Here is a 13,421-nt window from a genome sequence, read left to right as displayed (position 1 = left end):
GTTTTCTGGATTGCCGCGGGGGCCTCCGCAATCTTGCCGGCAGTCCGGTCGTCGGCAGGGTCGGCGCCAAGGAGCGGCTGCAATACACGGCGATGGGCGACACGGTAAATGTCGCCTCGCGGCTTGAAGGCATGAACAAGAACTACGACACGACGATCATGGCGAGCGGCGCGGTCGTTGCCCAATGCAAGGACGTCATCACATTCCGTCCGCTCGGCTCGGCGCAGGCCAAGGGGCGGGCAACAGCCCTGGACATCTACGAGGTCCTGGCAGCGAACCCTGCCGCCGAAGTGAAAATGGACGAAGCGCAAACCGGAACGGCGGCGTAGGCGTCAGCGGCACTCCCGCTTGCCAGACAACAAGAAGGCCCGGCTGACTAGACTAGCGCAACTTTCGGTGAGCTGAAGGCCGATGAGCCCTTCGGACTGTTTGTGATCGCACCCAAGCCGAGGATAGGTGTGGCATGCGCGGTGTAATGAAGCGGTCGCTCCGGAAGTCCGATTCGTTGCGTCACAAGTCGTGCCTTCGACCGAACCGATATGGGCGCCGCCTCCTCTCCTCAGGGCGCCGCCGACTACGAAATCATGATCGATCCAGAAGATCGAGCGTCAGTACAAACAGTTTGTACGGACCAACACTGTGAAGGGATCAAGCCCGAACTCTGCCTCGAGGTCGCTGCCGAAGAGACCCAGCCATCGTTTCTGCGCTTCGAAGGCTGTCTTCTCGCGTTCCTCCGGGCATGCAAACTTCAATCCTGCCACATTCTGAATGTGGTGGACCATTTCGTGCACAAGCACGGAGACCTCCCCCGGCGTCTTCCCCGTCCATCCGTCCGGCAGATAGACAGTTCTTGCCTCATCATCGTAGACAGCCACGACGGCGGGCCGTTCGCCAGGCGCGTCCAGATGGGCAGAGCCTCCGCTCCATCGGTCCAACGGCACATCCCGATAGCGCAGACCAATCATGCGCTTGGCGGACGCGAAGGCGATAGCAGGCGGTTCGTCGATCAGCGGAAGACCGAATTCCGACGAAAGCCACGCCGCGATCGCCTTCAGCGCAGCTTGCCGCAAATGGTTGGGCTCTGACCCGAGAACGAAGGCATCGGGCGCGACAATGAGTCCGGTGCCCGGCAAGACCACCTGTCTCGACGCGTCGCCAGAATGAACGTCGGGCTGTACCGGCTCTCCTGCTGACGCGGCCAGGGTGGTCGATGCAATTGCGCTGAAGATCCAGGGCACCATTTGCTTCGCGAACGTGTGCATGGCTGCAAATCTCCCTCTCCGGCGCCCGGATCGCCACCCCGTGACAGCTGGTCGGTTATAGAAAGGCTTCAGCTCCGCGTCAGAGTCAGGGAGCCCACGGGGCGCAATGGGCAGTCCATTACCAAGGCGGCAGGCTCACACTACGCGCCGACCCAGTGGTGCGCATCGGTACGGCTCCCCCAATTTCTCCACATCGTTTTCCACAGGACTACCTAGATTTCGTGGGCTCACCGTGTCTCTGCGACCGGGAGCAGCCATGGCTCGCCGCACAGGCGCAGAAGGACTTCGGCGGTGGCCAACGGTCACCGCCACACTCATGGTGCGATCGCCGCGTTCGGAATCGAACTCCAGCACAAGCAGCTTGTCATGCGCTTTGCTTGTGAGGTCGGACGGAATTCGCTTTCGAAATTGATAGGAAGATGTACCTGACCGCCTGGTAGGCGAAGTCATGCGAAGCCTCATGCGTACCACCGGCGTGTACCAATCGGTGGTCCGGTTTACCCGGAAAACAAGGGCCTCAATAACTTAAAGGGAAATGGTGCCCAGAAGAGGACTCGAACCTCCACGCCTCGCGGCACAGGTACCTGAAACCTGCGCGTCTACCAATTCCGCCATCTGGGCGACGGACCGGCATGTAAAAGGCCGAGGCCGAAGTGTCAACAGGCATTTTGAAGTTTTCGTGTCGGACCACGAAAAAGCTGCGGGGAGTGACCCTACTTCGTCGAGCCATGCCTTCCGCCGGTCCGATCGGAGTACTCCAAACCCGTAAAGATAGGGCAAGAATTTCAGTGACATGCGCGCCGGAGAGGCGCATGCTTTCTCCGACGGCTGATCGGCGCGGAAGTCCGGCGGATGAGCACGCGTGCGCGACCCGACGTCATGAAATAAACCAAGCAACACAAACGTTTATGGAGCAGGGACAAACCGGAAAGCACGTCTTTCTGAAAGTGAGGAAAAAATGACGGGATTTCGGAATTTCGTTATGAGCTGCGCACTGGCGGCCGCCTCCATGATTCCCCCTGTCGCGCCTGTGCAGGCCATGCCGCGTCCGGCGCTCGATATAGCGATCAGGGCCTCCGCAGATGTCCAGAACGTGACCCACCGCGGATATTATGGTCGGGGCTATTATCCGCGCTGGCGCGGCGGCTATTACGGCGGCTGGCCGGGTTACTCTCCCGGCTATCGCCGGGCCGGCATCGCCTTCTATTTCGGGCCTGGCGTCGGCTACTATCCAGGTCGCTACTACTATGGGAACCGGTATTATTACGGGACCCGCTATTACGGCCCCGGCTACTATCCCGGTTACTATCCATACCGGTACTATGGCGCTCCGTACGGCTACTATCGCCCCGGCTACTACGGACATCGCTATTACCGACCTGGATACTATGGGGGCTTCGTCCGGGGCTGGTAAGCGCCCGCTCGAACGAGGCGCGAACGGGTCCTCCCGCCGGGCCTTCTTGATTCTTGAAGCGACGACTGCGCAGATTGCCGCGCCGGGCGTCGCGGAGGCGCGGCCATGACCTCCCCTCGGAAGGCGGTAGCTGCGCACCGCGTCGCGGCCGTCGCGGACGCCGGATATCTCGTGCCGTATAGGAGAGGCCCAGACAGGCATCAGCAGCCTCACCGAGATGCCGATCGAGGCAGGCCGGGTTTCGACCGGCATTATTAAGGCGCAGTTAACCTCGGCCACCTATCGTTCCAGATCGGTACAATCAGATGGCGGATTGAAACGATGCTGCTTCCGACCCAGCAGGCAAGCGCGACCGTCTCGACCACCCTCGTGGGCTCGATCATCGAGGACATCGAAAAGCGTCGCGCGGAGGACGAGGAAAAGGCGAAAGCGACCAAGGAGGACAAGATCCTCAAGGCGCGGATCAAGTCGGACGAGTCGCAGAAGGCTGCCAACGACAAGATCAACAATCACTTCTTCAATCGCGCGGTGGTCGACGTCACCGAGCTCAAGCTCGAACTGATCGGCAAGCTTGGCGAACTCGTCGGCCTGGAGCGAGCCGACGGCCAATCGGCCTACGCCTACGGGCGCCAGCTCGAAGAAGCGCTTTCCAGTCTCGAGCCCGAGCAAATCCGTGTGGTCGAGAAGGCGCTCGGCCTCGACACACTCGACCTTTCGCTTTCGGAAGTCCTGGCCGCGATCAAGAATCCCTACGGCGCGGAAGACGACAAGCTCGAGGCGGCGCTGCAAACCAAGGCACAGGACGGCGGGCTGAATGCCATCGAAACGGCAAAGGTGCTGCAACGGCTGGAGGATGCCGCCAATCCGAAATCGCTCGAGGAACTGAAACTCGAACGGACTGAGAGCGATCCGACGCGCGTCGAGGACGCGGAGACCCGTGCCGAGCGCGAGAAGACGATCCGCGCGCTGGAGGCGAATGACAAGCTCGACGATGTCAAGGAACTGCATGAGGCCGTCAGGAAGCGGAACGAGGTTGCCGCCGATGGCGACGCCGGGAAAATACCGCCCGACGGAGAAGGCGTCGGCGCCGCCGAGATGCTGACGGTGCTCGCCGCCGGCGCCGAGGTCGCGGAAACGCAGGCACAGAACGATCGCGACGACGACGAGCAGGTCACCTCGCGAGGCCAAGACAGTGCGCGCGACAATGCCGGTATCACAAAGGAAGAGGCAAGCCTCATGGCTGCGCTCCATGAGGATGGCGAAAAACAGACCGACCAGCAGGCTGCCGAGGCGCGCGATCTGTTCGTTCTTCACGTTGACGAAGACGGCATCTACGACTTTATCAGGCGCAAGCTGGCTGGATCACAATGATCCCTGCGCTCCGGCGCCCTTTGAATTGCTGACTATCGCTTTCTGACGATCCCGAGGCGGGCCATGACCTCCTTTGGAATGCCGTAGCGGCGCACCGCATCGCGGCTGTCGCGCAGGCCGCATATCTCCCGCTGAATGAGGAAGGCCCAGACGGCGTCCGCCGCCTCGTCGAGAAGCCGCTCGCGGACAGCTGGCCCATCCTTGCCGCTGTCGAGTTGGTCCAGCGCCGCAATCGCCCTCTCCACCTTCAAGCCGTGGCGGCCAAGCGCGTCGGCACGCTCCGCCATCAGCTCATATTCGAGCACGTTCACGCCGCTCCTTGTATCAGAGCGGCTCAGCGATTGCGGAAGGCGGAATGTCATCGGCAGCTCCGTGAAGGGCACGTATCCTTCAATCGTCGCGATTCAAGGATAAAACATGCAGCAATTCAAAGTGCTACAGCGTCGCGCATCTGATAAGGCGCATGACGCTATAGGGGCAGGATGGACCGGGAAAGGCCATCACGCAAGGTTCCGGCGCAGCAGGCGACATGGTTAAGATTTCATAAACTTCTTTGGCCTACCCTTAACGATCATGCCCTGCTGCATGTTTGCTTCAATCCTCGACGATTTGAGGACAAAACACGCAGAGACCCTTTGCGCGTCTGACAAGACGCGCGCCGCTGTAAATGCCCGCGGCCAGGCCGTGGGCTGGCTCGGCCTGGCCGCTGCGCGCATGAAGCGCTCTCCGACAGCAATCATGGCGATCCGAGGCCGTCCGAGGCCTTTACGCGCGGTGCTGCGAGAACGGCAGAGCGTTGCTGCAAGCAAAGTGGAAACCGGAATGCTGCCCATTCTCATAACCAGGAACGCGGTCGGCCCAGGCGACGAAACCACGTCGCAGATCCGCCATGCAGCGCCTCCATCCGGTCAGCGCGCCGAGGCGATCCAGAAGATTCTCGACGCGCTCAGCCGTCATCTCTCCGGCAAGGAGGTTCTTTCCAGGTACGCGCTGGTGCGGTTGATGGAGGATCTCGCGCGCATCCTCAAGTTTCCGCCCTTGCCGCAGGAAAGCGGCCGTGACTTCGTCAAGCGCCTGATCGGTTTCCTTCAATCCATGCCGATGCCGGAGCGTCTGCTGCTGGAGCGGCAACTCGGCGGACGCAGCCTCGCGCACCGCCTCGCCGTGCTGACCGCGATGCCGTCCGGCCTCGGCGAAAGAACCGCACCAACTGGGGTAGTGGGGGCCAATGCAGGACTTCCTCAATCTCAGCCCAAGGAAGCGATCCGCAATCTGCCGGTGCAGACAGCCGCACCGCCCCAGTTCGCCGCGATAAAGGCTTCCGCATCAAGCGAGGTCGCGCTGCTTCAATCGATTCTGAAGAAGACCTTCGGCGCAGACGAAGAGGGCGATCCGGCCGAGGCGATGTTCGAGGAAGCGCCGGACGAGCTGCCGAAGGACTCCAGGAGGCCGGATGCCGCAAGGACCTCGGACGCGCGCACGCAGCGGATACCGGTGTCGGGCCGTCCGGATATGGAGACAGCGGCGTCGGTTGCAGGCGGCGGCATGCCGGGTGAAATAGCTGAGACCGATGCGGCGCCCCCCCCAATGCAGCCGGAAGATGAAGTGCGCGCCACCGGCGCAGGTCCCGCCAGCACCGGCAACTTCCCCGGCGAAACGGAGGGCTTCGACGCCTCGCCGTCCGAACCGATCCTCCCCGTTCCGGAAGACGCAGAACAGACCGCAAGCGACATGGAGGCCTTGCTCGAACGTGGGGTTGCCGAGGCGGCAGATGCCGACGGGCTCGATACGGATGGCACCTATGGCCGTCCGACGCCCGATAACGACGGGCACGGCACGCGACCTGCTGGTCCGCGCGCAGAGCCAGGCAGTCAGGCCGCGCGTTTTTCTGCCGACGCCGTAAAAGCACTTGTCCGTGAGGGCCTCGCTCTTCCGGAAGTTTTTGGCGACGGCGGAAAGTCGGCTGAACCGAAGGGCGGTGACACTGGCGAGCAGATGCCAGCGGCACCGCAGGAGAGCGATGCGGCGGAACATTCGCCGTTGATGCGCCCCAGAAACGAGGCGACCGGGGCCGCTCCGCTGAGCGACCCCAAATCCGACGAGCCGGAGAGGACGGCGGCGCTGCGCTCAGCCAATCAAGCGAAGGCGTCGAACGCCGGCGACGATCCGGCGATGCAGCAGATGATCACCCGCCTCGTCGAAAACGGGCTTCCCCGCGAGGCGATACCATTCGCCCTCGTTCCCTACCCTCCGGCCAAAGCGGACGCCGAAGACGGCGCGGGCAAGCCCGACCAGCAGGAGTGGACTGGCGATGGGGAGAGCGATGCTGGAGCAGACGCAGAGAGCGACGAAGGCGATCGTGAAACGCCCGCAAAGGAATCTTCCGATGGTGGAGCGGAAGAGAAGAGCGACGAGCCCGGCGCCATCAATGCGTATGATCTCTACAGAAAACTCGGCGGTCTCGGCTAGCCCCCGTTTTCTTTCCCGCTCAACGAAAAAGCCCGCGGAGATCGCTCTCCGCGGGCTCGTCATTTCAGATTCCGCAACGATTACTCGTTGGTCTGGCGGTTCTTCAGAGCGGCGCCGAGAATGTCACCGAGCGAAGCGCCGGAGTCGGACGAACCGAACTGAGCGACGGCTTCCTTCTCTTCCGCGATTTCCAGAGCCTTGATCGACAGCTGGATCTTGCGGTCCTTCTTGGAGAAGTTGGTGACGCGGGCGTCAACAACCTGACCAACCGAGAAGCGCTCCGGACGCTGTTCGTCACGGTCACGCGACAGGTCCGCACGACGGATGAACGAGGTGATGTCTTCGTGGTTCACGAGCTTCACTTCGATGCCACCATCGTTGATCGCGATGACTTCGGCCGAAACAACGGCGTTCTTGCGCAGTTCGCCAGAGGCGGCAGCTTCACCGACAGAATCCTTGCCGAGCTGCTTGATGCCGAGCGAGATGCGCTCCTTCTCGACGTCCACATCGAGAACGACAGCACGGACGACATCGCCCTTGTTGTATTCTTCGATGACCTGCTCGCCCGGACGGTTCCAGTCGAGGTCGGAGAGGTGGACCATGCCGTCGACATCGCCGTCGAGGCCGATGAACAGGCCGAATTCGGTCTTGTTCTTGACTTCGCCTTCGACTTCGGTGCCAGCCGGGTGGCTATGCGCGAATGCCTGCCACGGGTTCTCCAGCGTCTGCTTGAGGCCGAGCGAGATACGACGCTTGGTCGGATCGACTTCGAGAACGACCACGTCCACTTCCTGGCTGGTGGACAGGATCTTGCCGGGGTGCACGTTCTTCTTGGTCCAGGACATTTCGGAGATGTGGATCAGGCCTTCGATGCCCGGCTCCAGCTCGACGAACGCACCGTAGTCGGTGATGTTCGTGACGGTACCGGAGATCTTCTTGCCGACCGGATACTTCGCGCCGATGCCATCCCACGGATCCGACTCGAGCTGCTTCATGCCGAGCGAGATGCGGTGGGTTTCCTGGTTGATGCGGATGATCTGAACCTTGACCTGCTGGCCGATGTTCAGGATTTCCGACGGATGGTTGACGCGACGCCATGCCATGTCCGTGACGTGCAGCAGGCCGTCGATGCCGCCGAGGTCGACGAACGCACCGTAATCGGTGATGTTCTTGACGACACCCTCGACAACCTGGCCTTCCTCGAGGTTCTGAACGATTTCAGAACGCTGCTCGGCGCGGGACTCTTCGAGAACCGTACGGCGCGAAACGACGATGTTGCCGCGGCGCTTGTCCATCTTGAGGATTTCGAAGGGCTGCGGGTTGTGCATCAGCGGGGTGACGTCGCGGATCGGACGGATGTCGACCTGCGACCGCGGCAGGAAGGCTACGGCGCCGTCGAGATCGACGGTGAAGCCGCCCTTGACCTGGTTGAAGATGATGCCTTCGACGCGTTCGCCGGCTTCGAACTTCACTTCCAGGCGCTGCCAGCTTTCCTCGCGGCGAGCCTTCTCGCGCGACAGAACGGCTTCGCCGAGCGCGTTTTCGATGCGCTCGACATAGACTTCGACTTCGTCGCCGACCTTGAGCGAGCCGTCCTTGGCCTTGGCGCCGAATTCCTTCAGCGGCACGCGGCCTTCGACCTTCAGACCGACGTCGACGATCGCGACGTCCTTTTCGATCGCGGTGATGACGCCCTTGGCGACATAGCCTTCGGCGAGGTCCGTCTTGGCGAAGGACTCTTCGAGAAGCGCTGCGAAATCATCACGGGTGGGGTTGGTTGCAGACATAAAATCTCCTGATGCATCTCGCGAAGAGACGCACATGCGCCGGGGGTTAGCGTTAAATGGGCCTGAACCCAGTCCGCCCCATTTGAAGGAGCAATCCGGCGCGTGGACGGAATTTCAGGCTTTAAAAGAAGGCGATCCGGCACGAGCCGATGATGGCTTTCTTCAAATCTTCGTTTGCAAGGCCGCGTCGATCAGCGTCTTCGCCGCCTGGAATGCCGCCTCTATACTCATTTCGGAAGTGTCAAGCAAGTGCGCATCCGCCGCCGGGCGAAGCGGGCTGTCGGCCCGGCCCATGTCGCGCTCGTCGCGCTTTTTCACATCCTCGAAGATCGCATGGTAATCGGCCGAGCCACCGCCGGCGACGATCTCGTCGTAGCGGCGTTTCGCCCGGACTTCCGGCGACGCCGTCACATAGAGCTTCACGGCGGCGTCGGGGCAGACAACGGTGCCGATGTCGCGCCCGTCGAGCACGGTGCCCGGCTCCTTCCGCGAGAAGCCGCGCTGGGCCTCGACCAGCGCCCGACGCACGGCCGGCATGACGGCGATCTTCGACGCCGCCTCACCGATCTGATGGGCCGAGAGCACCGAGCGATCAAGCCCCGCAAGCTCGACCTCGCGCGCCATCTTCTCGGCGACCGCCTCGTCATCGAGCGGCAATCCGGCATCAAGAAGCGCCTTGGCGGTCGCACGATAGGTGAGCCCGGTGTCGAGATGGTGGAAGCCGTATTCCTCGGCAATCCGCCGCGAAAGCGTTCCCTTGCCGGCGGCAGCGGGTCCGTCGATGGCGATGGTGAGTGTCATTAAGCCACCTTGGCTTCCGTCTGCTCGATCTTCGCGCCCAACCCCGTCATCAGGTTCATGAATTCGGGGAAGCTCGTCGCAATCATCGTCGCGTCGTCGACCGTCACCGGATGTTCGGAAGCGAGACCCATCACGAGGAAGCTCATAGCGATGCGGTGGTCGAGATGGGTCTTGACCTCACCGCCCGAAGCGTTACCGAGGCCCTTGCCGCCGGGGCGGCCGCGCACGACCAGCGAGGCTTCGCCTTCGTCGCAGTCGACGCCGTTGAGCTTCAGGCCGTCGGCGACGGCGGAGAGGCGGTCGGATTCCTTTACGCGCAGTTCGTCGAGGCCGTTCATGACGGTCGTGCCTTCCGCAAACGCGGCAGCGACGGCGAGCACCGGATATTCGTCGATCATCGAGGGGGCGCGCTCTTCCGGCACCGTGACGCTCTTCAGCTCCGAATAGCGCACGCGGAGATCGGCGACATCCTCGCCGCCGGCAAGCCGCGCATTCATGACTTCGATGTTGGCGCCCATTTCCTGTAGCGTCAGGATGAGGCCGGTGCGCGTCGGATTCATCAAGACGTTCAAAATGGTGACGTCCGAGCCCGGCACGAGAAGGGCGGCCACCAGCGGAAAGGCCGTCGAGGACGGATCGCCGGGCACGTCGATCACCTGGCCCGTCAACTTGCCGCGCCCTTCGAGATGGATGGTGCGCACGCCGTCCGCATCGGTTTCGACCGTCAGACTGGCGCCGAAACCCTGCAGCATCTTTTCGGTGTGGTCGCGCGTCATCACCGGCTCGATGACCGTGGTGATGCCGGGCGTGTTGAGGCCGGCGAGCAGCACGGCAGATTTCACCTGGGCAGACGCCATCGGCACGCGATAGATGATCGGGTTCGGCGTCTTCGGGCCACGCAGCGTCACCGGCAGCCGATCGCCTTCGGCCGATTTCACCTGGACACCCATTTCCCTCAGCGGGTTCAGCACGCGACCCATCGGCCGCTTGGTAAGCGAGGCATCGCCGATGAAGGTCGAGTCGAAATCATAGACGCCGACAAGGCCCATGGTCAGCCGGCAGCCGGTGCCGGCATTGCCAAAATCGAGCGGCGCTTCCGGCGCGAGCAGCGCGCCGTTGCCGACGCCGTCGATGATCCATGTGTCGCCGTCCTTGCGGATCTTGGCGCCCATGGCCTGCATCGCCTTGCCGGTGTTGATCACGTCCTCGCCCTCAAGCAGGCCGGTGATGCGGGTCTCGCCCGAAGCAAGACCGCCGAACATGAAGGAGCGATGCGAGATCGACTTGTCGCCGGGAATGCGGACCGTGCCCTTGAGATCGGAAGACTTCTTTGCGGTGGCAGGCCGCGGGCTTGAGCCATGGGACATGTTGTTTTTCCTCTGACAATCCGGCTGCCGGCGGCCATGGAACATCACGCCCTTCTCGCGCGTTACGGAGCGGACCGCCGGTCTCGCCGGCTCCCTAACATAAAGCACAAATAGGGTCATCCTCCCGGACGAAGAAAATGCGAGCGAGGCCCGGCCGAAGTTTGTCTTTGACAGAAGTCGTCAAGACGATTATGGGGACCGGCTAATCATCATAAGCTTGATAACTTTCCACCCGCCGGCTTTCCGGCAAGAGCCGGTTCGTCCGGCCATTCAAGAGGCTTTGACTGTGGCAAAACCGGAACTTGGAACAAAGCGCATCGACCCGGAAACGGGGCGCAAATTCTACGATCTGAACCGTGACCCGATCGTCTCCCCCTACACGGGCAAGTCCTATCCGCTGTCCTTCTTCGAGGAGAGCTCCGTCGCCAAGGTGCTCGAGAAGGAAGAAGAGGAAGACGTAACGGAAGTCGATGCAGAGAACACCGAGGTCGAACTCGTTTCGCTCGAGGATGCCGACGACGAGGCATCGGGCGGCGACGACCTGCCGGATCTCGGCGACGACGACGTCGAGATCGACGGCGATGACGACGATACCTTCCTCGAGACCGACGACGAAGACGACGAAGACGACATGAGCGACCTCATCGGCGTCTCCGACGAGGACGAAGACGTCTAATCATCGGCAAGATGTGGGCGGGAAACCCGCCGCACACATTTCTTCATCACGCTAAGCGTTTCAAATCACGCATGAAAGACGCCCCGCCCGCCGCAACACCTCGCGGTCGGGGCGTTTTCCCGGAACGAGCAACAAAATCGCACCGGCTTTAAATTTTCGGCTTGCCATCTGCAAAAAGCAGAAGTAATAAGCCGCCACTCGCTGGGCACAACGCCCGACGATCTTCCCGGAACCGGCACTGCCGGACCCTGATGGGGCTATAGCTCAGCTGGGAGAGCGCTTGCATGGCATGCAAGAGGTCAGCGGTTCGATCCCGCTTAGCTCCACCAAAATTTCCAATGACTTGCGATACGAAGGTCTATGACTGCGCAGATTCTTGCGCGTACGCGTTGCATTCTCGGCAACGTCGTCAGAATGTGTCTGAGTTACGACAGCTTCAGCCGGTGACGAATGCGACGGCCTCGCTGCCCGCATGATGACGCCGGAATTCGCAGAAAATTAACCAACCAGGCACCAGAACAGTTGCCCATGTTCCTTGCCTCCAAAATCTTCTGGCTCCTTGCCCAGCCGCTCTCGCTCGCCTTCTTCAGCATCCTCATCGGCTTTGTGCTGGCGCTGCGCGGCCGCGCGCGCATCGGTGGTGTCTTCGGCTCACTCGGCCTCGGGGTGCTGTTCCTGACGCTGTTTACCACCACCGGCTCCTATTTCCTGCAGATCCTCGAAGAGCGGTTTCCTCGCCTGTCTCCGCCGGCGGAGCTCTCCTGCATCATCGTGCTTGGCGGCGCCTTCGAGAACGTGGTGATTGCCGGGCGCGGCGGCATCGAACTCAACCAGGCGGCGGAGCGCTTCGTCGAGACCGTCCGGCTTGCCAAGACCTATCCTGCTGCCCGCATCCTCGTGTCGGGCGGCGATGGCTCCTTGAGCGGCGGCTATGCCGGCGACGCGGAAGCCTCGCGGGCATTCTTCGGCGCGTTCGACATCGCCCCCGAACGTCTCGTCCGCGAGGAAGACTCGCGCACCACCTTCGAGAACGCACGCAATACGAGGGATCTATTGAGCACGAACCGAATGGAGCACTGCGCGCTCGTCACCTCTGCCTACCACATGCCGCGCTCGGTCGGCCTCTTTCGTTCGTTCGGCATCGACGTGCTGCCCTGGCCGACGGACTATCGAACGAGCGGCAAGGTGCGGCTCGGCTTCGACTTCACCCAGCCTGCACTCAACGCGCAGCTGACGACGACCGCCGCCAAGGAATGGACCGGGCTGCTCGCCTATTACCTGCTCGGCCGGACGCAGACGCTTTTGCCGCATTAGGTCTGTCGCGACACGGCGCGCCCAGGGCGGGTGCCCCCTCATCCGCCTGCCGGCACCTTCTCCCCGCACGCGGGGCGAAGGGACGAGCCGCGGTCTCCCGGTCCCCTCGCCCGCTTACGGGGAGAGGGCCAGGGTGAGGGGCAAGTGCCTTCGACCGCGAGAGGGGCGCATATCCTGATGATAGAGCCGCCCGCTGACTTATTCGCAGCGTTACGCTAATGATCGCGGATAGCGTCGATCCTTGATCAACGCAGTCCAAAGCGGAGCATCCATGCCGATCCTCGAAATTCTTGACTATGCCGGTGTGGCCGTCTTCGCCGCGACCGGCGCACTTTCGGCGTCGCGCAAGCAGCTCGATATCATCGGCTATCTCTTCCTGGCCTCGGTCACCGGCATCGGCGGCGGCACGATGCGCGACGTGATCCTGGGGGCAACGCCCGTGTTCTGGGTGTTGAACCCGGCCTATCTGATCGTCTGCGCCTCGGTGGGGCTCCTGGTGTTCCTCACCTCTCACCGCTTCAAATCCCGCTACCGCATGCTCGTGTGGCTCGATGCGATCGGCCTTTCGGCCTATTGCGTCATGGGTGCCGCCAAGGGGCTGGCGGCGACAGGCTCGCCGGTCGTCGCGATCGTGACCGGCATGCTGACGGCAACTTTTGGCGGCATCCTGCGTGATCTGCTCGCCGGAGAGCCCTCCGTGCTGCTGCGGCCGGAGATCTACGTCACCGCGGCTCTTGTCGGCGCCGGCGCTTTCGTATCCGCGACGATGATCGGCATGCCCTTGGCCGTGACCTCGACGCTCGGAGTGGTGGCGGCCTTTGCCGTGCGCGGCGGCGCGTTGCGGTATGGCTGGACCTTGCCGATCGACAAGGCCGGCCCGGGTCGCGACCCGAGCGACGTGATGTAGAAGTCCTGGAAACGATCTGGCGCCTTCAGCGTCCGACGGACGCGGCGCCGGTC

At 62.5% G+C, this 13,421-nt stretch carries 12 protein-coding genes and 2 tRNA genes; 8 read left to right on the top strand and 6 right to left on the bottom strand.

Translation table 11 applies throughout. From position 1 onward, the window contains the following. A partial coding sequence (locus QN222_RS24030; RefSeq protein WP_284005618.1) for an adenylate/guanylate cyclase domain-containing protein occupies positions 1-329 on the top strand: 329 nt, incomplete at its 5' end. Between the two features lie 279 nt (positions 330-608). Here the strand turns inward: QN222_RS24030 and QN222_RS24025 are convergent. Both QN222_RS24025 and QN222_RS24020 read right to left on the bottom strand, forming a co-directional pair. Continuing rightward, positions 609-1,262 carry a DUF6647 family protein gene (locus tag QN222_RS24025; RefSeq protein WP_283962454.1) on the bottom strand — a complete coding sequence of 218 codons (654 nt, stop codon included), beginning with the start codon at positions 1,260-1,262 and terminating at the stop codon, positions 609-611. A 536-nt stretch (positions 1,263-1,798) separates the two neighbouring features. Then, a tRNA-Leu gene (locus tag QN222_RS24020) sits at positions 1,799-1,883 on the bottom strand. A 337-nt stretch (positions 1,884-2,220) separates the two neighbouring features. Here QN222_RS24020 and QN222_RS24015 point away from each other — a divergent pair. Together QN222_RS24015 and QN222_RS24010 are read left to right on the top strand one after the other, a co-directional pair. Further along, entirely contained in the window at positions 2,221-2,676 is a 456-nt protein-coding gene (locus tag QN222_RS24015) for a BA14K family protein (RefSeq protein WP_283962455.1), read from the top strand. Between the two features lie 321 nt (positions 2,677-2,997). Then, complete coding sequence (locus QN222_RS24010) at positions 2,998-4,047, top strand: hypothetical protein (protein ID WP_283962456.1); 1,050 nt, start codon at positions 2,998-3,000, stop codon at positions 4,045-4,047. Between the two features lie 32 nt (positions 4,048-4,079). Here QN222_RS24010 and QN222_RS24005 read toward each other — a convergent pair whose 3' ends face one another. Beyond that, positions 4,080-4,409, bottom strand: coding sequence for a DUF6665 family protein (locus QN222_RS24005; RefSeq protein WP_283962457.1), 330 nt, complete (start codon positions 4,407-4,409; stop codon positions 4,080-4,082). A gap of 460 nt (positions 4,410-4,869) precedes the next feature. Between QN222_RS24005 and QN222_RS24000 the strand changes: the two genes are divergently transcribed. Then, positions 4,870-6,516 carry a hypothetical protein gene (locus QN222_RS24000; RefSeq protein ID WP_283962458.1) on the top strand — a complete coding sequence of 549 codons (1,647 nt, stop codon included), beginning with the start codon at positions 4,870-4,872 and terminating at the stop codon, positions 6,514-6,516. 80 nt (positions 6,517-6,596) lie between these two features. Here QN222_RS24000 and rpsA read toward each other — a convergent pair whose 3' ends face one another. The 3 genes from rpsA to aroA form a co-directional block, all read right to left on the bottom strand. Further along, on the bottom strand, positions 6,597-8,303 hold the full coding sequence (gene rpsA / locus QN222_RS23995; protein WP_136509254.1) for a 30S ribosomal protein S1: 1,707 nt from the start codon (positions 8,301-8,303) through the stop codon (positions 6,597-6,599). Between the two features lie 162 nt (positions 8,304-8,465). Continuing rightward, positions 8,466-9,104: a (d)CMP kinase gene (gene cmk / locus QN222_RS23990; protein ID WP_283962459.1), complete on the bottom strand. Its 639-nt coding sequence runs from the start codon at positions 9,102-9,104 to the stop codon at positions 8,466-8,468. Further along, positions 9,104-10,471 (bottom strand): 3-phosphoshikimate 1-carboxyvinyltransferase, encoded by a 1,368-nt coding sequence (aroA, locus tag QN222_RS23985; RefSeq protein ID WP_283962460.1) that lies wholly within the window; start codon positions 10,469-10,471, stop codon positions 9,104-9,106. Before aroA ends, cmk begins: the two co-directional genes overlap by 1 nt. Positions 10,472-10,757: 286 nt before the next feature. Between aroA and QN222_RS23980 the strand changes: the two genes are divergently transcribed. The 4 genes from QN222_RS23980 (at position 10,758) to QN222_RS23965 (ending at position 13,368) form a co-directional block, all read left to right on the top strand. Then, a complete protein-coding gene (locus tag QN222_RS23980) occupies positions 10,758-11,147 on the top strand; it encodes a TIGR02300 family protein (protein WP_283962461.1) in 390 nt (129 codons plus the stop codon). 253 nt (positions 11,148-11,400) lie between these two features. Beyond that, positions 11,401-11,476, top strand: a tRNA-Ala gene (locus tag QN222_RS23975). 199 nt (positions 11,477-11,675) lie between these two features. Further along, complete coding sequence (locus QN222_RS23970) at positions 11,676-12,461, top strand: YdcF family protein (protein WP_283962462.1); 786 nt, start codon at positions 11,676-11,678, stop codon at positions 12,459-12,461. Positions 12,462-12,732: 271 nt separating this feature from the next. Further along, on the top strand, positions 12,733-13,368 hold the full coding sequence (locus QN222_RS23965; RefSeq protein WP_283962463.1) for a trimeric intracellular cation channel family protein: 636 nt from the start codon (positions 12,733-12,735) through the stop codon (positions 13,366-13,368). Positions 13,369-13,421 lie beyond the last annotated feature (53 nt).

Origin of the sequence: Sinorhizobium sp. 6-70 (assembly GCF_030124375.1) — a bacterium.
GTDB lineage: Bacteria > Pseudomonadota > Alphaproteobacteria > Rhizobiales > Rhizobiaceae > Sinorhizobium.
Note: the sequence above shows the minus strand (reverse complement) of the source record. Positions and strands in the feature narration are given on the sequence as shown.